The organism is Brachybacterium ginsengisoli (genome assembly GCF_002407065.1).
GTDB classification, from domain to species: Bacteria; Actinomycetota; Actinomycetes; order Actinomycetales; family Dermabacteraceae; genus Brachybacterium; species Brachybacterium ginsengisoli.
Window position 1 is genome coordinate 3,817,289 of the sequence record NZ_CP023564.1, and the last position, 22,160, is coordinate 3,839,448.

18 protein-coding genes are annotated in these 22,160 nt (G+C 72.7%); 5 read left to right on the plus strand and 13 right to left on the minus strand.

All coding sequences use genetic code 11. The features are described 5' to 3' along the window. Positions 1-8: 8 nt before the first annotated feature. The 4 genes from CFK41_RS17025 to CFK41_RS17040 form a co-directional block, all read right to left on the minus strand. Positions 9-1,727, minus strand: coding sequence for a dihydroxy-acid dehydratase (locus CFK41_RS17025; RefSeq protein WP_096800749.1), 1,719 nt, complete (start codon positions 1,725-1,727; stop codon positions 9-11). 212 nt (positions 1,728-1,939) lie between these two features. Continuing rightward, positions 1,940-2,653, minus strand: a complete 714-nt coding sequence (locus CFK41_RS17030) for a FadR/GntR family transcriptional regulator (RefSeq protein ID WP_096800750.1) — start codon at positions 2,651-2,653, stop codon at positions 1,940-1,942. 78 nt (positions 2,654-2,731) lie between these two features. Continuing rightward, positions 2,732-3,646, minus strand: a complete 915-nt coding sequence (locus CFK41_RS17035) for an NAD(P)-dependent oxidoreductase (RefSeq protein WP_096800751.1) — start codon at positions 3,644-3,646, stop codon at positions 2,732-2,734. A 202-nt stretch (positions 3,647-3,848) separates the two neighbouring features. Continuing rightward, a complete protein-coding gene (locus tag CFK41_RS17040; RefSeq protein ID WP_096800752.1) occupies positions 3,849-4,817 on the minus strand; it encodes a C-terminal binding protein in 969 nt (322 codons plus the stop codon). A gap of 436 nt (positions 4,818-5,253) precedes the next feature. Between CFK41_RS17040 and CFK41_RS17045 the strand changes: the two genes are divergently transcribed. After that, on the plus strand, positions 5,254-6,735 hold the full coding sequence (locus CFK41_RS17045) for an Nramp family divalent metal transporter (protein WP_096800753.1): 1,482 nt from the start codon (positions 5,254-5,256) through the stop codon (positions 6,733-6,735). Between the two features lie 41 nt (positions 6,736-6,776). After that, positions 6,777-7,211: a hypothetical protein gene (locus CFK41_RS17050; RefSeq protein WP_096800754.1), complete on the plus strand. Its 435-nt coding sequence runs from the start codon at positions 6,777-6,779 to the stop codon at positions 7,209-7,211. Between the two features lie 563 nt (positions 7,212-7,774). On the opposite strand, the gene CFK41_RS17055 is transcribed toward CFK41_RS17050, so the two are convergent. From CFK41_RS17055 to CFK41_RS17070, 4 genes are all read right to left on the minus strand, one after another. After that, entirely contained in the window at positions 7,775-8,626 is an 852-nt protein-coding gene (locus CFK41_RS17055; protein ID WP_096800755.1) for a fumarylacetoacetate hydrolase family protein, read from the minus strand. 140 nt (positions 8,627-8,766) lie between these two features. Next, a complete protein-coding gene (gene rhmD / locus CFK41_RS17060; RefSeq protein WP_096800756.1) occupies positions 8,767-9,951 on the minus strand; it encodes an L-rhamnonate dehydratase in 1,185 nt (394 codons plus the stop codon). After that, entirely contained in the window at positions 9,948-10,994 is a 1,047-nt protein-coding gene (locus CFK41_RS17065) for a zinc-dependent alcohol dehydrogenase (protein WP_096800757.1), read from the minus strand. Before CFK41_RS17065 ends, rhmD begins: the two co-directional genes overlap by 4 nt. A gap of 55 nt (positions 10,995-11,049) precedes the next feature. Next, the gene (locus CFK41_RS17070) at positions 11,050-12,396 is read right to left on the minus strand and encodes an MFS transporter (RefSeq protein WP_096800758.1); all 1,347 of its coding nucleotides are present in this window, start codon (positions 12,394-12,396) and stop codon (positions 11,050-11,052) included. A 337-nt stretch (positions 12,397-12,733) separates the two neighbouring features. On the opposite strand from CFK41_RS17070, the gene CFK41_RS17075 reads away from it, so the two are divergent. The 3 genes from CFK41_RS17075 to CFK41_RS17085 all read left to right on the plus strand — a co-directional run bounded on the left by CFK41_RS17075 (position 12,734) and on the right by CFK41_RS17085 (position 15,889). Then, complete coding sequence (locus CFK41_RS17075) at positions 12,734-13,495, plus strand: SDR family NAD(P)-dependent oxidoreductase (RefSeq protein WP_096800759.1); 762 nt, start codon at positions 12,734-12,736, stop codon at positions 13,493-13,495. Positions 13,496-13,697: 202 nt separating this feature from the next. Beyond that, complete coding sequence (locus CFK41_RS17080; RefSeq protein WP_169928860.1) at positions 13,698-14,654, plus strand: LysR family transcriptional regulator; 957 nt, start codon at positions 13,698-13,700, stop codon at positions 14,652-14,654. Further along, positions 14,651-15,889 carry an MFS transporter gene (locus CFK41_RS17085; RefSeq protein ID WP_096800761.1) on the plus strand — a complete coding sequence of 413 codons (1,239 nt, stop codon included), beginning with the start codon at positions 14,651-14,653 and terminating at the stop codon, positions 15,887-15,889. The genes CFK41_RS17080 and CFK41_RS17085 overlap by 4 nt, the downstream gene beginning before the upstream one ends. Here CFK41_RS17085 and CFK41_RS17090 read toward each other — a convergent pair. The 5 genes from CFK41_RS17090 to CFK41_RS17110 form a co-directional block, all read right to left on the minus strand. Then, complete coding sequence (locus CFK41_RS17090; RefSeq protein WP_096800762.1) at positions 15,870-16,862, minus strand: NAD(P)-dependent oxidoreductase; 993 nt, start codon at positions 16,860-16,862, stop codon at positions 15,870-15,872. The genes CFK41_RS17085 and CFK41_RS17090 overlap by 20 nt on opposite strands. Further along, entirely contained in the window at positions 16,859-18,157 is a 1,299-nt protein-coding gene (locus CFK41_RS17095; protein ID WP_096800763.1) for an alpha-hydroxy acid oxidase, read from the minus strand. Before CFK41_RS17095 ends, CFK41_RS17090 begins: the two co-directional genes overlap by 4 nt. 86 nt (positions 18,158-18,243) lie before the next feature. Beyond that, the gene (locus CFK41_RS17100) at positions 18,244-19,128 is read right to left on the minus strand and encodes an NAD(P)-dependent oxidoreductase (protein ID WP_096800764.1); all 885 of its coding nucleotides are present in this window, start codon (positions 19,126-19,128) and stop codon (positions 18,244-18,246) included. A gap of 68 nt (positions 19,129-19,196) precedes the next feature. Next, positions 19,197-20,558 (minus strand): four-carbon acid sugar kinase family protein, encoded by a 1,362-nt coding sequence (locus CFK41_RS17105; protein WP_151904795.1) that lies wholly within the window; start codon positions 20,556-20,558, stop codon positions 19,197-19,199. 98 nt (positions 20,559-20,656) lie between these two features. Then, on the minus strand, positions 20,657-22,057 hold the full coding sequence (locus CFK41_RS17110) for a GntP family permease (protein WP_096800766.1): 1,401 nt from the start codon (positions 22,055-22,057) through the stop codon (positions 20,657-20,659). Positions 22,058-22,160: the final 103 nt, after the last annotated feature.

Consider the following 22,160-nt stretch of genomic DNA (forward strand, 5'->3'; position numbering starts at 1 on the left):
CTGCGCGCTCAGTGGGACTCGCGGTGCACGTCCGGTCCGCTCGCGCCGGTGAGCACGTCGAGGTCCGCGCCGAGGCTCGCCGAGGTCACATGATCGATGTAGAGCCTCTGCCAGCCGCGGGCCGGGGTCGCGAACCCCTCGACGGTCGCGGCGTCCGGGGTGCGGGCGGCGAGCTCGGCCGGGTCCACCTCGACGTCCAGCCGACGCTGCTCCACGTCCAGCACGATCGTGTCGCCGGTGCGGACCTGGGCGAGCGGGCCCCCGTCGGCCGCCTCCGGCGAGACGTGCAGGACCACGGTCCCGTAGGCGGTGCCGCTCATGCGCCCGTCGCAGATCCGCACCATGTCGCGCACGCCGCGCTCGAGCAGCTTGCGGGGCAGGGGCATGTTCGCGACCTCCGGCATGCCCGGGTAGCCCTTGGGGCCGCAGCCGCGCAGGATCAGCACGGTGTCCTCGTCGACCTCGAGCTCGGGGTCGTCGATCCGGGAGCGGAAGTCCTCGATCGAGTCGAAGACCAGCGCGGGGCCCCGGTGCTGGAGCAGGGCGGGGGTCGCCGCCGCGGGCTTCACGATCGCGCCCTCCGGGGCGAGGCTGCCGCGGAGCACCGCGATGCCGGCTTTCTCCTGCAGCGGGGTCTCGCGGGCGGAGATGACGTCGGCGTCCCAGATCCGGGCCTCGTCGAGGTGGTCCGCGAGCGGTCGGCCGGAGACGGTGATCGCCTCGGGGTCCAGCAGCTCCCGCACCTCCCGCAGCACGGCGAGGAAGCCGCCGGCGCGGAAGAGGTCGTCCATCAGGTGCTTCCCGGAGGGCTGGAGGTTCACCAGCAGGGGGACGTCCGCCCCGGTGCGGTCGAAGTCGTCGATCGAGATGTCCAGGCCCAGTCGGCCGGCGATCGCCAGCAGGTGCACCACGGCGTTGGTGGAGCCGCCGATCGCGGCGAGGGCCACGATGGCGTTGCGGACGCTGCCCTCGGTGATGACCTTCTGCGGGGTGAGCCCCTCGGCGACCATCTCCACGATCCTCCGGCCGCTCGCATGGGCGCCCTCGAGCAGGCGCGCGTCGGGGGCGGGCGTTCCGGCCAGGCCGGGCAGGACCATGCCGAGCGCCTCGGCGACCAGGCCCATCGTCGACGCGGTGCCCATGGTGTTGCAGTGGCCCTTGGAGCGGATCATCGAGGACTCGGAGGCCAGGAAGTCCTTCTCGGTGAGGTCGCCGCCGCGCACGTCCTCGCTGAGCTTCCACACGTCGGTGCCGCAGCCCAGCGGCGTGCCACGGAAGGTGCCCGAGAGCATCGGCCCGCCGGGCACCACCAGGGCCGGCAGGCCCACGGAGGCGGCGGCCATGAGCAGCGCGGGGACGGTCTTGTCGCAGCCGCCGAGCAGCACCACGGCGTCGAGGGGGTTGGCGCGGAACATCTCCTCCATCTGCATCGCGGCGAGGTTCCGCCAGAGCATGGCGGTGGGGCGCACCAGGGTCTCGCCGAGGCCCATCACGGGCAGCTCCAGCGGGATGCCGCCGGCCTCGTAGATGCCGTCGGAGACCGATCGGGCCACCTCGCCGAGGTGCATGTTGCAGGGCACCAGGGCGCTGGCGGTGTTGGCGATCGCGATGTGGGGGCGGGTGCCGTCGAAGGCGGAGGCGGGCAGTCCGCGCCGCATCCAGGCCCGGTGGATGTAGGCGTTGCGGTCATCGCCCACGTACCAGTCGGCACTGCGCAGCTCGTTCATCGTCGGGTCCTCTCCGGGGTCCGGTCCGGTCGCCGGGGGCGCCGACGGGGCAGCTCCCGGAGCAGGAGGGACGCGACGGCGCGGCGACATCGCGTCAAAGGTAACACCAATGATGCGGCGGGCGCTGGGCCGACGACGGCGGAGGGATCCGTCGGCCGACGGGCGGACGTCGGCCCGGCGGCCGACGGGCCAGAGTCCGACGACCGGGCGGCTCAGTCCTCCGGCGAGCCCTCGTGCCCGGCGACCTCGCGCAGCACGTCGCCGGCGATGGCGCGGGCCATGGCCTCGGCCTCCTCGGCACGTCCCTCGGCGACCGCGCGGGCGAGCTCGCGGTGATGATCGAGCGAGCGGGGGGTGGGCCAGGCGGGGTTGCGGCCCAGGCGGGCCCGGCCGCGGAGCACCTCGGAGATCGAGGGCTCGAGGGCCGCGAACATCTCGTTCCCGCTGGCCCGCAGGAGCTGGGCGTGGAAGGCGACGTCCGCCTCGATGTACGCCTCGGTCGCTCCCTCGCCCCGCTCGCCGAGGGCCTGCAGGCGCTCGGCGGCCTCGAGCAGCGGCCCGGCCGCGTCCCCGCCGCGGCGCGCGGCGGCGGCGCGGGCGGCGTTCGGCTCGATCGCGCGGCGCAGCTGGGTGAGGCTGCGCAGCTGCTCCTCGCGCGCCCCGGATCCCAGCCGCCAGGCGATGACCTGCGGCGAGAGCACGGACCAGGCCTCCGGCGGCTGCACCACCACGCCCACGCGCCGCTTCGAGACGACCAGCCCCAGGGACTCCAGCACCCGCACCGCCTCGCGCAGCACGGTGCGCGAGCGGGAGAAGCGCTCCTCGAGGCCGGCGAGGGTCAGCACGTGCCCGGCGGGCACCACCCCGCCGACGATCTCCTCGCCCAGGGCGCGCGCCACCTCGCTGTGCAGGACGGGTGCGGGCACGGGACCTCCGAGGTGGGGCGGAATGGGCGGAGCGGGACGGACGGGACGGGCGGGACAGGGAAGGTTCCGGCCAGTCTGTCACTCGTCCAGGTAGAGCTCCTGCACGGCGGCGTGGTCGAGCTGACCGCCGCCGCGCTCGACCACCTCGGTGTACGCCGCGAGCAGCACAGGGGTCAGGCGTCCCGTCACCCCGGCCTGCTCGAGCGCCGCGGTCGCGTAGCGGAGGTCCTTGACCTGGTTGTCGGTGCTGCCGCCGAGGGCGTAGTCGCGCTCGAGCAGCTTGTCCCGCTTCTGGGTGAGCACCTCGCTCGCGGCGAGACCGCCGGCCAGCACCTCCGTGAGCCCCTCCGCGTCGATCCCGCCGGCGCGAGCCAGGCCGTACGCCTCGGCGAGGGCAGCGAGGGTCCCGGCCACCACCACCTGGTTGCAGAGCTTCGCCAGGGAGCCGGCGCCCAGCGGGCCGAGGTGAGTGAGGGTGCCGCCGATGGTCTCCAGCACGGGCCGGGCCCGTGCCACGTCCTCCTCGGCGCCGCCCACCATCAGGCTCAGGGTCCCGGCGACCGCGCCCGCCACCCCGCCGGACATCGGGGCATCCAGCACCCGCACCCCGCGCGGGGCGAGCTCCTCGGCGAGCGCACGCACCTGCTCCGGGCTGGTGGTGGAGGTGATCACGAGCAGCGAGCCGGCCGCCTCGAACGCGGCGAGCGCCGCCTCGTCGAGGATCTCGCGCAGCTGGGGCACGTCGGGCAGCACGGCGAGCACGACGTCGGCCGCGGCGTCGGCGACGGTGGTGGCGACCCGTGCACCGTCGGCCGCGAAGGCCTCGGCCCGCGAGCGGGTGCGGTTCCAGACCGTGGTGGGGCGCCCGGAGGCGAGGAGGTTCCGGGCGATCGGAGCGCCCATCGGGCCCAGTCCCAGCACGGAGACGGTCGGGGCGCCGGGGTCGGCGGCCGACGTGCCAGGGGGCGGAACGGCGGATTCGTGGGACGGCATGCGGGCTCTCCCGGGTCTTCTCGGATCGGGTCTTCTCGGATCGAGGCTGGTCGGATCGGGGCTGGTCGGAGCGTGGCTGGTCGGCGGCGGGGCTCTCCGTCGCGGGGCTCGACGCGCCGGCGACCAGTCTCCCGCACGCCTCCCGCATCCGCTGAGCCGCACGGCGGCCGACGGGGATGCGCGCCCCGTCGGCCGCCTGCGCTCAGGCGCGGTCCAGCACCTCGGGGTTGAGGATGTCGCGCGGCCGCTCGCCGCGGATCACCGCGGCCACGGCCTCCGTGACGCGGCGCTTGAGCTCCGAGTAGGACTCCTCGCTGTACCAGGAGGCGTGCGGGGTGAGCACGGCGCCGGGGCAGTCCATCAGCGGGCTGTCCAGGCCCAGCGGCTCCTGCTCGAAGACGTCCAGGCCCGCGCCCTGGAGGCGCCCGTCCTGGAGGGCGCGCGCCACGGCCTCCGTGTCCACCACTCCGCCGCGGCAGGTGTTGATCAGCATCGCGCCGGGCTTCATCCGCGCGAGCGTCTCCTCGCCGATGAGATGGCGGGTGGACTCCAGCAGGGGCACGTGCAGGCTGATCACGTCGCAGGTGGAGAGCAAGATCTCGAAGTCGACCACCTCGATGTCGTCGGCCGTGCGGCTGCCGATCTCGAGCTGGGGGTCGCTGCCGATGACGGTGAAGCCGAGCGCCTGGGCCTTCCGGGCGGTGGCCGCGCCGATCCGGCCGAGGCCCACCACCCCGAAGCGCAGGGTGGAGATGCGGTGCAGAGGCTTGACCGGCACGAGCCCGTACTCGCCGGCGCGCACGAGGCGGTCCAGGCGGGCGGTGCCGCGCACCACGGACAGGGTCAGGGCGATGGCGTGGTCGCTGACGTCCTGCACGCCGTAGTCGGGGACGTTGCACACGGCGATGCCGCGGGCGGTGGCCGCCTCGACGTCCACGGTGTCGACCCCCACGCCGTAGCGGCCGATGGCGCGCAGGTCCGGCAGGGCGTCGAGCACCGCGGCGGTGATCGGGGCGTACTGGACGAGGATCGCGTCGGCGCCGCGCGCGGCCTCGATGGTCTGCTGCTCGTCCGACGCCTGGGACCGGCTGAGCTCGATCCCGAAGCGTTCGGCGACCTTGTGCTCCTCCTCGAAGCTCTCGTTGTCGCTGTCGACGATGGCGATCTTCATCGATCTCCCCTTCTCCTCGGCGTGATGCATCGGCAGGTTGCCGCGCCATCCTATTGGATTCACGGCCGACGGAAGCAGGCTCTCACGAGGCGGCCTGCGACCCGCGCGGACCGTGCCGCACCCGCTTCTGCCGAGGACACGGACGCCTACCGGCATGCCGGCGTCGACCTGTCGCCCTCCCGGGGTCGAGCCGTCGGCCTCCTGGCAGGACACGCCGATCCTGTAGGAACTGCTTGACGGAGCGAGTGCCCAGTGCTTACTGTTCCGATCCGAGCGTGACGTGGGTCTCGCCCGCCGACGGGCAACGCAGCCCTCGGTCCCCGATCCAGCCGGACCCCACCGTCCAATCCTCCGGACCCACCCACGCACGCACCGTCGGCCGCTCCCCCGCGACCGCACGGAGATCCACGCTCGGCCCAAAGGAGGACCAGCAGACATGACGACGTCACAGCCTGAGAAGCTCGGTCTCGGGGAGCTCCGCTTCCCCGAGGCGGACCCACGACTGAAGAAATGGAGCTTCGGGAACCTGCTGGCCTTCACCGGCCCCGGCATGATCCTGGCCTCCGTCACCATCGGCAACGGAGAGGTCTTCTCCGCCTCGCGCGGCGGCGCCGTCTTCGGGGCCGCGATCCTGTGGACCTTCGTGCTCTGCGCGATCATGAAGGCGTCGATCGTCTACTCCGGCGCCCGCTACATCACCCTCACCGGCGAGCACCCGTTCCAGCGCTGGGCCCAGATCATCCCCGGCCCCCGCAACTGGCTCGCCCTGATGCTCGGCGTGCTCGCCGTGATCTGCTTCCCCTCCTGGGCGGTGGCGTTCATGCAGGGCCTCGGCCAGTGGTCGAACTGGACCTTCCACACGGACATCAACCCGCAGATCTGGGGCCTGTTCTGGGGCCTGGTCGCCTTCGGCACCGTGTTCCTGCGCAGCTTCAAGATCGTGGAGAACTTCCAGACCGTCGTCGTCGGCCTGATGATCCTGTTCTCCTTCGTGGCGCTGTTCGTCTCGAACCCGCCGTGGATCGACGCCCTCAAGGGCCTGGTCCCCAACGTCCCCAGCGGCTACCCGGACTGGGTGCAGGCGGACTACCCCGACGTCGCCTCGCGGCCGATCCCGCTGGAGATCATCGCCTACCTCGGCGCCCTCGGCGGCGGCACCTACGACTACATCGGCTACGTGGGCACCCTGCGCGCCAAGCGCTGGGGCATGCTCGGCGCCCCGAACCACGCCGAGCTCGAGGAGAAGCTCAACCGCCTGGACACCGATCAGGCGCAGATCCCGCTGGCCACCGACGCCGACAACGTCGACAACGGCCGCGCCTGGCTGCGCGCCGTGAAGCTCGACATCCTCGCCTCCTTCGTCTCCGTGAGCATCCTGGCGATCACCTTCGTGCTGCTGGGCGACGTGATCCTGGGCAGCGGCGCCGCCCAGGAGGTCCCCGAGGACACGAACATCCTCACCAGCCAGGCGCAGTTCTTCTCCGTGATCAGCCCGGTGCTGGTGTACCTGTACCAGCTCGCGATCTGGGCGGCGTTCTTCGGCTCCCTGCAGGCGCTGTCGACCATCTACCCGTACACGGTGCGCGAGGCCTTCGCCCCGACCTTCCCGTCGTTCCGCAACGAGGCCAACTTCCAGAAGCTCCGCATCTGGGTGAACGTGTACACCTTCGGCGGCGCGCTGGTGCTGCTGTTCACCGGCGTCAGCTACACCACCGTGATCTCCTTCGCGGGTGTGCTCGGCGGCGTGCTCTCGCTCGGCATCTGGGGCTTCGCCCAGCTGTGGACCGAGCACAAGGTCCTGCCCGCACCGTTCCGCATGCGCAGGTGGGTGCAGGTGGTGGTGCTGATCAGCTCGACCTTCCTCACCGTCGCCGGTGTGCTCGCCCTGATCCAGTTCTTCATGGACCTGCTCGGATGAGCGCCGTGACCGCGCAGGCGCCCGTGAGAGGATCCGGTGCCATGCGCGTGCCCGTCTACCTCATCGCGATCGCCTCGTGCCTCGTGCTCTCGGCCCTCTTCGCGAGCCGGGAGAACTGGCTCGGCCTGGTGCTCGTGATCCTGGCGGCGATCGCCTACTCGGTGCGCCTGGTCACGACCACGCGCGCCGCCCGTCGCGCCGAGGTGGAGGCGGCACGGGGCCCCGTGGCCCGCACCTCCGCCGAGCAGGAGCAGCTGAAGTCCGAGCTGCGCGAGATGCGTGAGGCCTACGAGCGCAACCGCCGCTGGATGCTCCTCATCGCCATGGTCGTCGCCGGCCTGGCCGTGGTGGCGTGGAGCTGGAACCCGGCCTTCGCCCTCGCGCTGGTGCTCTTCGCGATCCCGCCTCTGGCTCTGGCGTGGAGGAACACCACGGCCGTGCGCAAGATCGACGCGGGCCTGGCGAAGGCCCGCTGAGGCCGGGGCGGCTGCCCCACCTGGTGCGACGACGGCGCCGATTCCCCGAGGGGAGTCGGCGCCGTCGTCGTGTCCGGGGTGGGGGCGGGCCGGCGCGACCGGGCCGGCGCTGCTGCGTGGCGGCCGGGCCGGCGTGGCCGCGCGGAGCGGACTCAGGGCGGTCATGGTCGGCTACGGGACCAGGAGCGACGACTATGCCAATAGCTCCGTACTCATCGCCCAGGCGCCAGTAACCGACCATGTGGGAGCCGAGCCAGGCCGGGACCAGGCTGGGCAGGGCCGGGATCGGGCTGGAGCTGGCCGAGCCAGCCGGGGCCTCGGGCCGGGCCGGCGCTGCTGCGTGGCGGCCGGGCCGGCGTGGCCGCGCGGAGCGGACTCAGGGCGGTCATGGTCGGCTACGGGACCAGGAGCGACGACTATGCCAATAGCTCCGTACTCATCGCCCAGGCGCCAGTAACCGACCATGTGGGAGCCGAGCCAGGACCGAGCTGAAGAAGGCCAGGCACCCCGGGGCCGAGGCCGGGCCGGCACGCGGCCGGCTGCCCTGCCCCGACCCCGCACCCTCAGCCGCGCTGGACGAAGACCGAGCGGTGGTCGCCGAGGCCTTCGATGCCGATCTCCACCACGTCGCCGTCGGCGAGGTAGGGGAAGCGGCCGGAGAGGGCCACGCCCTGCGGGGTGCCGGTGTTGATGAGGTCGCCGGGCGAGAGCACCATGTACTGCGAGAGGTGGTGCACCAGCGCCGCGACCGAGAAGATCATGTCCGAGGTGTTCGAGTCCTGGCGGACCTCGCCGTTCACGCTCGACCACAGCCGCAGCTCCTGTGGCGTGACGTCCGCCGCGGGGACCAGCGCGGGGCCCACGGGGTTGAAGTTCTCCGCGCACTTGCCCTTGGACCACTGCCCGCCGGACTCCTGCAGCTGGAAGTTCCGCTCGGAGACGTCATGGCTGGTGACGTAGCCGGCGATCACGTCGAGCGCCTCCTGCTCGTCCTTCAGGTACGAGGCGCGGCGGCCGATGACCACACCGAGCTCGACCTCCCAGTCCACGGTGGTGGCACCGGGCGGGATCGGGACCTCGTCGAACGGGCCCACCACGGTGTTGGGGTGCTTGAAGAACACGATCGGGGTGGTGGGCGGCTCGGCGCCGGACTCCGCGGCATGCGCGGCGTAGTTCTGGCCGATGCAGATCACGGCCTCGGGTCGCGCGATCGGGGCGCCGACGCGCTCCGCCTCGGCACCCTCCCAGACGGGCAGCTCCCCGGCCGCGAGCGCGGCGGCGGCCTTCTCGATCCCGCCGTCGGCGAGGAAGGCGCCGGTGATGTCCTCGGTGAGGGAGTCGAGGCGATACGTCGCGCCGTCGCTGACGAGCGCGGGCTTCTCCTGGCCGATGGGGCCGAGTCGTCGCAGTTCCATGGATTCTCCTTCGAAAGGGGTGATGAGCTCGTCCGGCCCGTCGGCCTCGGGGGCCGACGGACGGAGCGCAGGCATGGCACCACTGTGCCAAGCCGCCGGGCGGCGTGCCGGGACGCCCGCCCAGCGATACCTGGGAGGTCTCAGTGGGCGTAGGGGCGGTGGCGCGGGATCTCGGGGTTGAACTCGACGCCGAAGCCCGGGGTGTCCGGCACGCGGATCCTCCCGTTCTCGGGGACGGGCTCGCCGAGCAGCATCGGCGAGAACATCGGGACGATCTCCTCGGCCGTCGGATGCATCATCAGGAACTCGCTGAACGGGGAGTTCGTGCGGGTCACGACGAAGTGGTACGAGTACACGGAGGAGCCGTGGGGCACCACCAGGGCGCCGTGCGCCTCGGCGAGCGAGGAGATCTTCAGCAGCTCGGTGATGCCGCCGCACCAGCCCACGTCGGGCTGGATGATGTCCGCGCAGCCCATCTCGAGCAGCTGCCGGAAGCCCCAGCGGGTCGCCTCGTGCTCACCGGTGGTGACGAGCATGCCCTTGGGCACGTTCCTGCGCAGCTGCTGGTAGCCCCAGTAGTCGTCGGGGATCAGCGCCTCCTCGAGCCAGCGCAGGCCGTGCTCGTGGGCGCGGTGGGCGAGCCGGGTGGCGTAGTCGATATCCAGTGACATCCAGCAGTCGTACATGAGCCAGAAGTCGTCGCCCACCTTCTCCCGCATGTCCGCGAGCAGGGCGATGTTCTTCTCCAGGCCCTCCTCGCCGTCGGCCGGGCCGTGGTGCAGCGGCATCTTCCCGCCGATGAAGCCCAGCTCCTTGGCCACGTCGGGCCGGGCGCCGGTGGCGTACATCGTCAGCTCGTCCCGCACGGGCCCGCCCAGCAGCGCGAACACCGGCTCCTGGCGGAGGCGGCCCAGCAGGTCGTAGAGCGCGAGGTCGACGGCGCTGATCGCGTTCAGGACGATGCCGCGGCGGCCGTAGAAGAGGGTCGAGCGGTACATCTGGTCCCAGATCCGCTCGATGTCGGTGACGCGGGCGCCCTCGAGGAAGCGCGAGAGGTGCTTCTCGACGATCCACGCGCCGGGCTCGCCGCCGGTGGAGACGGCGAAGCCGACGGTGCCGTCGTCCGCCTCGATCTCGACCATGAGGGTGCCCAGCACGTTCAGCCCGAAGGACTGACGGGACTGCGCGTACTCGGGGTAGACCGACATCGGGGTGGAGATGTGGTCGTCGATCCAGTGGTCGGCGCCCTGGTCGTGGTAGTCGGCGCCGCCGCCGGTGACGGTGTAGGCGCGCACCTGCGCGATGGTGCGGTGGTGGGTGCTCATGCCGTGGCCTCCTGGCCGTCGAAGCGGACCAGGATCTTGCCGGCGGGGCCCTCGCCCGCGGCGAGCGCGGTGAAGGCCGCCTGGGCCTCCTCCACACCGACGATGCTGCTGACCAGCGGCGTCACCTGCTCGGCATGCTCGCCGATCCAGGCGGTCGCGTCCGCGAAGTCCTGGGCGGAGTAGGTGAAGGAGCCCACCACGGTGCGTTCCTCGGTGCTGATCGCGAAGGCGGGCAGCTCGAGGCGGGGCGAGCCCATCCCCACGAGCACCACCCGGCCGCCGAGGCGGGTGGCGGTGAGGGCGTCGGCCATGGTGGGGCTGATCCCGACGGCGTCGACGGCGAGGTCGGCGGGTGCGCCGAGCACCTCGGCGACCTGGGCGGAAAGGTCCCCGGCCGACGGGTCGAGCGTGGGCACGCCGAGGGAGGCGACGAGCTCGCGTCGGGCGGGGTCCCGCTCGGAGAGGACGATCTGCTCCACGCCGGCGCGCTGCAGCGCGATGACGACGCTCTGGCCGATCGGTCCTCCGCCGATGACCAGCACCTTCTGCTCCGGGGAGGGCTCTCCGAGGCCCACCGCGTGCACCGCGACCGCGAGCGGCTCGATGAGCGCGCCGAGGTGGAGCGGCATCGCCGGGTCCAGCAGCAGCACGTTGCGGGCGGGGACCACGACGTAGTCGGCGAACGAGGCCTGACGGTCCGGGACCACGCCGATGACCTGCTTGCCCGGGGCGTGGTGCTCCTGGCCCCGGTACTCCGCGGCCTGGTCCTCGGGGACGACGACGGGGTTGAACGTGGCGGGGGCGCCGACGGGCAGCGCGGCGGCGTCGACCCCCTCGCCGAGCGCGGCGATGGTGCCGGAGGACTCGTGGCCCATGATCTGGCCGGGCACGCGGCGGCCGTTGTCGCCGGTGAAGCCGTGGAAGTCGGATCCGCAGATGCCGGTGGCGCACAGGCGCAGCAGCACCTCGCCGGGTCCGGGATCGGGGCGGTCGATCTCGACGACGTCGAGCTGGTGGAAGGCGGTGAGGACGAGTGCTCGCACGATGGCTCCTTCGAGGGGTCGGTTCGGGGACGGTCGGTTCGGGGTCTGGCGGTGGTCAGGCAGTGGGGGCGGGCTTGCGCCGGTCCAGGAGTCTCGTGCCGGCGAGGAAGAGGGCGCCGAGGAAGGGCATGGTCGCGAGCATCAGCAGGCCGGCCGCCTCGGTCCCGAAGGTGGAGACCACCCAGACCCGGAGGTTCGGGGCGACGAAGCCGCCGAGGTTGCCCACGCCGTTGATGAGGCCGATGGAGGAGGCCAGCGCCGCGCCGGAGAGGTAGGAGGTGGGGATGTTCCAGAAGATCGGCTGCGCGGAGCAGAACCCGACCGCCGCGAGGCAGAGGCCCAGCATGACCACCACCGGCTGGGTGAACAGGCCGGTCATCAGCAGGCCCACGCCGGAGACGATCAGCAGCACGGTCGCCACGTCCCGGTACCGGCCGGTCCTGTCCGCGAACCGGCCCGAGAAGAAGTTCGCCGCGAGGCCCACCACCCAGGGGATGGTGAACAGCAGGCCCACCACGAGGCCCACGTCGCGGCCGGCGATCCCCGCGATCTGCTGGGGCAGGAAGAAGGTCAGGCCGTACACGGAGAGCTGGATCGTGAAGTACACGAAGCAGAAGTAGAGGATGCGGCCGTTCAGCAGCGCGCGCCACCAGGTCAGAGGGCGGGCCTCCTCCTTCTGCGCGGATTCGGCGTCGAGCGTCGCCTGCAGCTCGGTGCGCTCCTCCTCGGTGAGCCAGCGGGCGTTGCGCGGCCGATCGGTGAGGTAGAAGAACGCGATCACGCCGACGGCGACGGCGATGAGCCCCTCGATGAGGAACATCCACTGGAAGCCCCACAGCCCGAGGAACCCGTCGAGCTCCATGAGGCCGCCGGAGAGGGGGCCGCCGAGGATGTTGGCGACGGGCAGGCCCATGTAGAACAGGGCCGTGGCCTGGGCACGACGTCGGCGCGGGAACCAGTAGGTGAGGTAGAGGATCACGCCGGGGAAGAACCCGGCCTCGGCCACGCCCAGCAGGAATCGCAGGATGTAGAACATCGTGGGCCCGGTGGTGAACATGAACAGGGAGGCGATGATGCCCCAGGTGATCATGATCCGCGCCATCCACCAGCGGGCTCCCACCTTGTGCATGATCAGGTTCGAGGGGACCTCGAAGACGGCATAGCCGATGAAGAAGAGCCCGGCGCCGAAGGCGTAGGCCGCCGTGGACAGCCCGGCGTGGACCTCGAGCGACTCCTCGGCGAAGCCGATGTTGGTGCGATCGATGAAGGCGATCACGTACATGAGCAGGAGGAAGGGCAGCAGCCGCTTCAGCGCCTTGGTCGAGGCGCTCCTGGTGGCCGGGGTGTACTGCTCATCGCCGGGGGCGACCGATGTGCCGCGAGGCGTGCGGACAGAGGTCATCGGGACTCTCCTTCGTCGTCGTCGAGGAAGTGCGGAGGGCCGCTGGCGGTGCGCCGGGCCGGCTCCGACCCCGCGCAGGGGCCGACGGCCTCCGGCGAGCGGGGACTTCGACGCTACTGCGCGCCAGGTCAGTTGCCGAGTCCGTCGCCATACGCGTTCCGCGAATCCCTTATCCCCTTTCGGAAATCTCCGGGCCGGGCGCCCTGCGGCCTGGTGGGACGCCGTCGTCGTGTGCCTCTCACTTCCCTCTCACTCCGTGTATTCATCCGACCTCCTGCACGCGGAGGGCGCATGATGGGACTGCTGATCGACACCACTCGACGAGGAGAACACCCCCATGAACGCAGCATCGGATCTCGAGTTCGACGGACTCGCGGCCATCGTCACCGGTGGCGGCGCCGGCATCGGCGCCGCGACGATCCGCGCCCTCCAGGCCCGGGGCGCGAGGACCGCCGCGCTCGACATCGACCCCTCCGGCGCCCCCGAGGGCGCGCTGCAGATCCAGGTCGACCTCACCGACTCCGCCGCGGTGACGGCCGCCGTGGACCGCGCCGCCGAGGAGCTCGGCGGGATCGACATCGTCATCAACAACGCGGGCATCGGCGCCCAGGGCGAGGTCGACGCGAACGACGACGCCGAGTGGGCGCGCGTGCTCGACGTCAACGTCATCTCCGTGGCGCGCGTGACGACGGCGGCGCTCCCCCACCTCCGCCGCTCCGAGTCCGCCGCCGTGGTCAACACCGCCTCGATCGCCTCGATGCTGGGCCTGCCCGAGCGCGTGCTGTACTCCGCCTCGAAGGGCGCCGTCCAGGCGATGACCCTCGCCATGGCGGCCGACTGGGTCGCCGAGGGCATCCGGGTCAACGCCGTGGTGCCCGGCACCGCGAACACCCCGTGGATCGGCCGCCTGCTCGAGAAGGCCGCGGACCCGGAGGCCGAGCGTGCGGCGCTGAACGCCCGCCAGCCCCACGGCCGGCTCGTCGAGCCCGAGGAGGTCGCGGAGGCGCACTGCTACCTCGCCTCGCCCCGCAACCGCTCCACCACCGGCGTGCTGCTCCCCATCGACGGCGGCATGACGAACGTTCGCACGAGGTCCTGACCGGGCGCGCCCGGAGCACGCGCAGCGGCCCCGTCGGAGAGGATCTCCTGCGGGGCCGCAGTGCGTGGTCGGCGGCCGACGGGCAGAGTGCGGACCCCTCGACAGCGGTGCTGCCCGACTTGATAGCCTGTGCCAGATCTTTGCCGTGACCTGCCACGATGCACGTCCCGACGTCGCCGCCAACGCCCGCCCAGGAGGATCTGTGCCGCGCATCGAGCAGACGGACTGGCTGGAGACCTTCGTGGCCGTGATCGAGCACGGCAGCTTCTCCGGCGCCGCCCGCGCCCTGCACCGGGCGCAGTCCCGGGTGAGCACGCACGTCGCCGCCCTGGAGCGTGCCCTCGGCGGGACGCTCGTGGATCGCAGCCACCGCCCGATCGGGCCCACCGAGCTGGGGACGACCTTCCTCCCCCACGCCCGCGAGGTGCTCGCCGCCCTGGAGCGGGGCGCGGAGGCGGTCGAGGCCCACACGGGGACGCTGCGGGGCCGGGTGGTCGTGGGCTGCCATCCCAGCGTGAGCGCCGGCTTCCTGCCCGGGGTGCTGGCGGAGCTGCACGCCCGCCACCCCCTGCTGCGGGTGGAGCTCACCGAGCACACCACGCCGGACATCGTCTCCGGCATCGCCTCGGGCCGTTTCCATCTCGCGATCCATTCCGTGGCGAACGACCCGCCCTCGGCGGATCTGCGCAGCGTGCCCCTGTGGACCGAGCGCTACGTGGCGGTGGTCCCTCCGGAGCATCCGCTGCTGCCCGCCGGCGGGATGACGGAGGAGGGCCTGGATCCGCACCGGCTCACCGAGCATCCGCTGATCGGGATCGCCCGTCCCGGGGCGCCGGTCGATCCGGACACCGCCGGGGCGCTCAGCGCCTGGGGGCTCGAGATCCCGCTGGCCTGGCAGTCCGAGCTGCCGCAGTCCGTGGTGGGCCTGGCCCGGGCCGGGCTCGGCGTGGGAGTGCTTAACGCTCTGGCGGCGACCACCTGCGACACCTCGGGGATGGCGGTCGCGCCGATCGGGAGCGTCGACGAGGGCCGCCTCGTGGCGGTCACCTCTCCGCGCAGCACCGCCTCCTCCCCCAGCGTGGACGCCCTGTTCCGGGCGATCGTCGAGGCGACCCCGCCGGCGGGAGTGCTCCCCGCGGCCGGGCGGGGCGAGCGGTGACCCGCGCGCACTCCGTCTGGGCCGTGGGCGTCCTGGCCTACCTGTGCGCCGTCTCCGGGCGGGCGTCCTTCGGGGTGGCCGGGGTCGAGGCCTCCGCCCGCTTCGGCATCGACGGGACGGTGCTGAGCCTGTTCGGCGTGGTCCAGCTGGGCACCTACGCAGCGGCGCAGATCCCCGCGGGGCTGTTCCTGGACCGACTGGGCCCGCGCCGCATGCTGGTGCTCGGCGCGCTGACCATGGCCGTCGGGCAGCTGCTGCTGGCCGTCGCGACCGATGTGCCGACGGCGCTGGTCGCCCGCCTGCTCACCGGTGCGGGCGACGCCGCCACCCTGATCAGCATGGTGCGGCTGGTCGCCACCTGGTTCCCCTCCCGGCAGGTCCCGGTGTTCACGCAGCTGGGGACGATGGTGGGCCAGTTCGGGCAGGCCGTGGCGGCAGTGCCCTTCCTGGCACTGCTGGTGGCGCGCGGCTGGACGGTGGCGTGGGCGAGCCTCGCGGTCCTGCTGCTGCTCAGCGTGGTGCTGGTGCTGGCCGTCGTGCGGGACTCGCCGCCGGGCGAGCCCGACGCACCCCGGATCGTGCGTGTCCACCCCTCGCAGGTGCTGCGGGACGCGTTCACCTCCCGGCAGGCGTGGTCGGGCTTCTTCCTGCACGCCCTCACGCTCGCCACCGTGAACGCCTTCCTGTTCCTCTGGGGCGTGCCCTACCTGACCCGCGGCCACGGCCTGGACACCACCGAGGTGGGCGCCCTGCTCACCCTGAACGTCGTGGTGATGGTGGGCCTCGGCCCCCTCATCGGGGTGGCGACGGGCCGGTTCCCCCACCACCGGGCGCGCATCGGCGCGATCGCCGGCGGCATCATCACGCTGGTCTGGGCGATCACGCTGCTGATCCCCGTGCCGCTGACGGCCTGGCAGCTGGTGCCGCTCATGGCGGCCCTCGCAGTCGGCTCGGCGACCTGCTCGGTCGGCTTCGACCTGGCCCGCACCGCGGTGCCGCCCCGCGCGATCGGCACCGCCACGGGCATGGTGAACATCGGCGGCTACTCGACGTCCCTGCTGGCCGTGCTGCTCATCGGCATCGTGCTGGACCTGCGCGCACCGGACGGCGCCGCGACGCTCGGCGACTACCGCGTCGCGTTCGCCTGGGTGGGCGTGCTGGTCGCGGCGGTCGCCGTCGGGCTGTGGGTGACGGCCCGCGAGCCCCGCGCCGGGGTCACGCCCCCGGCGCGCTGACCACGTTCCGCGGAGTGCGCCCTGCGGCGACGGCCGTCACCTCGCCGAGCACCTCGGCGCCGGTGGCGGCGGCGAAGTCCGCGGTCCAGCACAGGGCATGCGGGGAGAGGACCACGTTCTCGAGCGCCGGCAGCGGGCTGCTCGCGGGGAGCGGCTCGACCTCGAAGACGTCCAGCCCGGCGCCCGCGATCGCGCCCTCCTGCAGGGCGGTGACCAGGGCGGACTCATCCACCACGGCGCCGCGGGCGATGTTGATGAGGAAGGCGGAGTCCTTCATGAGCGCGAGCTCGCGGGCACCGATGAGGTGGCGGGTGCCCGGTGCGGAGGCGACGGTGAGGATCAGGTAGTCGCTGCGGGCGATCACCTCGTCGAGCGCGAGCTGCTCGATGCCGGCCTCGGCGCAGAACTCGGGGCGGGGCGAGCGGTTCCAGGCGATGACGTCGAGGTCCAGGGCGCGCAGCTGGCGCACCGTCTCACGCCCGATGCCGCCGAGTCCCACCATGCCGATGGTGGCGTCGGCGAGCCCGGGCCCACGATGCTCGGCCTTGCGGTCCCACGCCGCCTCCCGCACCAGGCGGTCCTTGGGCAGCAGCGAGTGCGCGAGGGCGAACAGGAAGGTCAGGGCGGTGTGCGCCATGGGGACGCGCAGGCCGGTGGGGGCGTTGGTGACGGTGATCCCGGCGGCGGCGCAGGCCTCGAGGTCCACGGAGTCGTAGCCGGCACCGAAGCGGGCCACGTGCTTCAGGGTGGTGCCGCCCTCGAGCTGCGCCGGGCCGAAAGGGGTGCCGCTGAGCAGCAGCAGGGCGTCGAAGCCGCGCAGATCCTCGGCGGTGAGGTCCCGGCCGGCCTCGCCCACCAGCGACCATTCGATCCCGTGGTCGGCGAGGGTGCCCAGCCCGATGTCGCCGTAGATGGTCGACCCGTCGGCCTCGGCGTAGTCGGCGGTGATCGCGAGCTTCCAGGGGGTGCTCATGCGGTGGCTCCCTTCGTGGTGGCGGAGGTGGCGACGGCGCCGGTCTCCGGCTCGCGGTGCACCCCGGTGCCGTGCCACGCCTCGGGGTACTCCACGAAGCCGCGATCCAGGGCAGCGATGCTGGTCGCGCCCAGCTGGCCCATGGCGAGCTCGAGCTCGCCGTCGAGGATGTCGAGCACGCGGTCCACGCCCTTCTCCCCCGCCGCGGCGTTGCCGTAGCCCCAGGCCCGGCCGATCGAGACGAGGTCCGCGCCCACGGCCAGGGCCTTGGCGATGTCGTCGCCCGTGCGCACCCCGCCGTCGAAGACCACGGTCAGGTCCTCGCCCACGGCGTCCACGATCATCGGCAGCGCCCGGATGGTGCTGGGCGTGGAGTCGAGCTGGCGGCCGCCGTGGTTGGAGACGTAGATGCCGTCGGCCCCCACGTTCCGGGCACGCAGGGCGTCCTCCGGGGTGAGGATGCCCTTGAGGTACAGCGGGCCGTCCCACTGCCGCCTCACCTCCTGGATGTTCTCCCAGGTGAGGGTGAGGTTCGCGAGGTGCTTCGCCACGAACTCCTGGTGCGAGACGGCGTTGTCGCCCTGGATCTGGTCCTTGAGGTTGCGGAAGCCGATCGCCGGCGGGCGCATGATCGCGCGGGTCCAGTTCAGGTGCCGGATCGCCTCGACGGCGTTCTGCGGGGTGACCTTGGGCGGGATGGACATCCCGTTTCGGTGGTCGCGGTAGCGCTTGCCGTTCAGAGGGACGTCCACCGTCACCACGAGCACCTCGGCGCCGATCCCCTGGGCGCGCTCGATGAGGTTGGTGACGATCTGCTCGCTCTTGTACATGTACAGCTGGTACCAGAGCGGGCCGGTGGCCTGCTCGGCCAGCTCCTCCATGGTCCAGTTCGAGGCGGTGGAGATCGTGAAGGGGATCCCGGCCCGTCCGGCGGCGCGCACGGCGCCGAGCTCCCCTTCCCCGCCGATCATGCGCTGCAGGCCCAGCGGACCCATCACGTAGGGGCGGTCCAGCGCGATGCCGTCGGCCGTGGTGGAGACGTCGATGTGGGAGATGTCGGTGAGCCAGCGCGGCCGGAAGCGCACCTCGCGCAGGTCGCGCACGTTCGCCTCGAGGGTGATCTCGTGGTTGGAGGCGCCGTCGATGATGTCGAAGGCCATGGTGGGCAGGCGCCTCTTGGCCAGGCGCCGCAGATCCTCGATCGACGGCGCGGAGTCCACGGGGTCCAGGCGGAGCCCGCCGGCGGCGAGCATCTTCGCGAATTCGAGGGCTCCGCTGAGGGGGGAGTCGGGCATCGGTGATCTCTCCTTCGAGGTCGGTCCTGCGGTGTCGGGTCGAGCGGTCCTGCGGTCGAGCGGGTCGTGATCTGCGGGTCGAGCCGTCAGGCGGGCCTGCCGCGCAGCACCTCGTAGACGATCGAGTCGTCGCGACGGTCCCAGCCCAGCTCGCTGCCGCGCCGGTAGAGCTGCTGGGCCGACGCCGCGAGCGGCACCTCCTGGCCCACCTCCTCGGCGGCCTCCGCGACCAGCCCCATGTCCTTCACGAAGATGGTCAGCGCGGAGCGCACGTCGTCGAAGGTGCCGTCGACCATGCGCCGGCCGCGGTCTCCGAACATGAACGACGCCGCGGCGCCGGTGCCGAGCACGTCGTGGACCTGCGCGAGGTCCAGGCCCATCGAGTCCGCGAGGGCGAGCGCCTCGCCGGCGGCGGCGATGTGCACCCCGCACAGCAGCTGGTTGACGATCTTGAACCGTTGGCCGTCGCCGGGGCGGGGGCCGACGACGGGGGCGTTCGCGGCGAGCGCGTCCAGCACCGGGCGCACGGCGGCGATGTGCTCCTCGGCGCCGCCGACCATGATCAGCAGGTCGCCGTCGGCCGCCCGGGCGGTCCCGCCGGAGACGGGGGCGTCGACCACCCGCGCTGTTCTGCCCTCGAGGCGCTGCGCGGCGCTCTCGATCGCGGCGGGGCCCACGGTGGACATGACCAGCAGCGTCGACTCCGCGGTGAGGACCTCGGCGATGCCCTCCTCGCCGAAGAGCACGGCGTCGAGCTGGGCGGGGGTCGCGACCATGACGGCCACGACGTCCGCGCCGCGGGCGGCCTCCCGGGCCGACTCGGCGGTGTCGGCGGCGTCGGCGACGGCCTCGCGGGCGGCGCTGCTGAGGTCGAAGGCGGTGACGGGCAGCCCGGCGCCGGCGGCGGCGCGGGCCATCGGGGTGCCGATCGCGCCGAGGCCGATCCAGGCGAGGGTGGGGGTCGCGGTCATGGGGTGCTCTTTCGCAGTGGGCGGGACGGTGGGGCGAGTCAGGGGCGGTTCGAGGGAGGGGAGGGTTCTCAGCGGGCGGCGACGGCCGCGGTGAGGGTGTCGACCACGTCCGCGAGGGCGTCCGCGCCGCCCACGTTGCCGGGGAAGACGACGTAGGGCATGCCGAGCACCTCCTCGGGCGCCTCCTGGGCGGAGAACAGGGAGACCTGGCCGGCCCAGAACTGGCCCTCGACCCGCGCGCGGCGGATCCCGAGCCCGTTCGCGGCGACCTCGTGGGAGGTGATCCCGCCCTTGGCCACGACCCAGGCGGGGCGTGCGGTGCGCACGCGGCGCACCACCTCGACCACCGCGTCGGAGACGCTGCGGGCGATCGCGAGGGACTCGGCCGGATCCTGCGTGCGCACGAGCTCCCGGCTCGTGTAGATCACGCAGTCGGTGGAGGTCAGGGCGTCGCGCACCGCGGCGGCGAGGGCGGCGAGGTGCTCCTCGCGGCGCTCGTCGAGCACGGAGGGGACGTCGATCTCGATCTCGCGGAGCGCGCCGCGCTCCTGGACCACCTGCAGCTGGGTGGTGGTGAGGCCGACGTGCGAGCCGACGACCACCAGGCCGTGCTCCTGCCGCCCCGCGGGGACGGGGATGTCCGCCGGGCCCACCACGTGCGCGCCGCTCTGGCCCGCCAGGGGGCGCACGAAGGAGGGGGCGCAGCGGGTGAGCAGGGTGCGGCCGGCGGCCTCGAGCTCGGCCACCACCCCGGCGACGACCTCCATGTCCGAGTACTCGGTGGCGTTGACGACCACCCAGCGGCGGTCGCGGGCCGAGCCCAGGATCTCCCGGACCCGCTCCGGCCCGCCCTCGCGGATGTCAGTCAGGGACAGGCTGAGGACGTCCTCCGCGGCGAGGGCGCCGCCGGAGCGCTCGGCGAGGAAGTCGCGCAGGTCCGAGCTGGTGAATCCGAAGGTCGCGTCGCGGGCGAAGTCCGTCCGGGCCACCTCGACCGCGGTCCCGTCGACCGTGGCGTAGTGGATGTCGCCCTCGGTGAAGCGGCCCGCCTCGAGCATCGCCGGGCACAGCAGGATCGCGTCGACCTCTCGCCCGTGGGCGGCGAGCTCGTCCGCGATCGCGAGCGGCTCGGCGATGACGTGGCCGCGCAGCGTCGAGTCGGAGCGGGAGACGACGTGCAGCCCGTCGACCGGGACCCCCGCCTCGAGCACGCCGCCGACGATCCGGCGGTTCAGCGCGACCGCCTCCGCCTCCCCCAGCGCCCGCGTGTTGGTCAGCACGAAGCAGGCCGAGCCTGCCTCGGCGAGGACCTCCGCGGGGACCGACGGGTCCTCGTCGAAGGCCACGTCGATCCCGGCCACGCACTGCGAGCCGGTGGGGTCGTCGTCGAGGATCAGCAGGCGGCGGGCGGGGGCGACGGTCTCGGTCACGAGGTCCTTCTTCCACGGGAACAGCTGGCGGGGCAGGTGGGCGGGGACGGGAGAGGGCCGGTGCGCCGCAGCGCACCGGCCCTCAGCCTGTCAGAGAGTCATGCGGCGATCACGAACACCACGGCCGACAGCGCGAAGCCGAGCAGCGAGATGGTCGTGCCCACCAGGGACCAGGTCTTGAAGGTGGTCACGGTGTCGAATCCGCAGAACTTGCCGATCAGCCAGAACCCGGAGTCGTTCACGTGCGACCAGCCGATCGAGGCCGCGCCGATCGCGATGACCATGGCCGCGACCGCGACCGAGCCGAAGTCGCCGCCCATGATCGCCGGGGCCATGATCGAGGCGCCGGTGGTCGCGGCGACGGTCGCCGAGCCCTGCGCGACGCGCATCGCCATGGTGACCAGGTAGGCCGCGACGATGAGCGGCAGACCCATCGCGTCCAGGCCGTTGGCGACCTCGGTGCCGATGCCGGTCTCGGTCAGGACGCGGCCGAAGGCGCCGCCCGCGCCGGTGATCAGGATGATCGAGCAGACGGGGGCCAGGGCGTCGTCCACGAGCTCCTCGAGCAGCCCGCCCACCTTCTCGCCGCGGCGGCGACGCGGCACGACGTACAGCAGCACCATCGCGGTCAGGGCCGAGAGCGCGAGCGCGACCGGCGTCGCGCCCAGGAGCCGGGAGAGCTGGAACAGGACGTTGTCCTCGGAGACCGAGCCCGACTTCTCCAGGGTGGACAGCCCGGTGTTGAAGAAGATCAGCACCAGCGGCATCAGCAGCACCAGCAGGATCGCGCCGAAGGCGGGGCGCTCCTCGACGGGGACCTCGCGCGGATCGCCCAGCAGGGCGGGCACGGGGGTGTCGGGGTAGCGCCGCGCGATGGCGCGGGCCACCAGGTAGCCGCCGAAGTACCAGGTGGGGAGGCCGATGAGGAGGCCGACGACGATCACGAGGCCGACGTCCGCGCCCATGACGGTCGCGGCGGCGGTGGGGCCCGGATGCGGGGGCAGCAGGGCGTGCATCATCATGAACGACGCGATCGAGGGCAGCACGTAGAGCATGAACGAGCCGCCGAGGCGACGGGCCACGGTGTAGATGACCGGCAGCATCACGATGAAGCCGGCGTCCAGGAAGATCGGGAACGCGTAGAACAGCGAGGCGACGGAGAGGGCCAGCGGGGCCCGCTGCTCGCCGAAGGTGTCGAGCATCTTGTCGGCCAGCACCTGGGCGCCGCCGGTGATCTCGATCAGCCGTCCCAGCACGGCGCCGAAGCCGACCAGCAGGGCGACGGTGCCGACGGTGGTGCTGAAGCCGGCGATGACCACGTCGATGACGTCGGCGACCCCGATCCCGGCGGCGAGGCCGGTGGCCACCGCGACGATGAGCAGGGAGAAGAAGGCATGAAGCCGGGTCTTGATGATGAGGACCAGCAGCAGCACGATCGCGACGACCGCGATCGAGAGCAGCAGCCAGACCGGGCGGTCCGCGAGGACGAGTTCTTCCACGGGGGAATCTCCAGAGAACGGGTGGGCGCACGTCGTCGGGGCCCGGCGCGTCGGCGCCGGGGCCGGGCTGTCGCTCGGACCCCGGGCGCGCGGCGCGGGATCC

Coding starts and splice junctions, on each gene's coding strand:
- CFK41_RS17025 (WP_096800749.1), bottom strand. CDS start 1,727: ATGAACGAGCTGCGCAGTGCCGACTGGTACGTGGGCGATGACCGCAAC.
- CFK41_RS17035 (WP_096800751.1), bottom strand. CDS start 3,646: ATGCCGTCCCACGAATCCGCCGTTCCGCCCCCTGGCACGTCGGCCGCC.
- CFK41_RS17040 (WP_096800752.1), bottom strand. CDS start 4,817: ATGAAGATCGCCATCGTCGACAGCGACAACGAGAGCTTCGAGGAGGAG.
- CFK41_RS17045 (WP_096800753.1), top strand. CDS start 5,254: ATGACGACGTCACAGCCTGAGAAGCTCGGTCTCGGGGAGCTCCGCTTC.
- CFK41_RS17050 (WP_096800754.1), top strand. CDS start 6,777: ATGCGCGTGCCCGTCTACCTCATCGCGATCGCCTCGTGCCTCGTGCTC.
- CFK41_RS17055 (WP_096800755.1), bottom strand. CDS start 8,626: ATGGAACTGCGACGACTCGGCCCCATCGGCCAGGAGAAGCCCGCGCTC.
- rhmD (WP_096800756.1), bottom strand. CDS start 9,951: ATGAGCACCCACCACCGCACCATCGCGCAGGTGCGCGCCTACACCGTC.
- CFK41_RS17070 (WP_096800758.1), bottom strand. CDS start 12,396: ATGACCTCTGTCCGCACGCCTCGCGGCACATCGGTCGCCCCCGGCGAT.
- CFK41_RS17075 (WP_096800759.1), top strand. CDS start 12,734: ATGAACGCAGCATCGGATCTCGAGTTCGACGGACTCGCGGCCATCGTC.
- CFK41_RS17090 (WP_096800762.1), bottom strand. CDS start 16,862: ATGAGCACCCCCTGGAAGCTCGCGATCACCGCCGACTACGCCGAGGCC.
- CFK41_RS17095 (WP_096800763.1), bottom strand. CDS start 18,157: ATGCCCGACTCCCCCCTCAGCGGAGCCCTCGAATTCGCGAAGATGCTC.
- CFK41_RS17100 (WP_096800764.1), bottom strand. CDS start 19,128: ATGACCGCGACCCCCACCCTCGCCTGGATCGGCCTCGGCGCGATCGGC.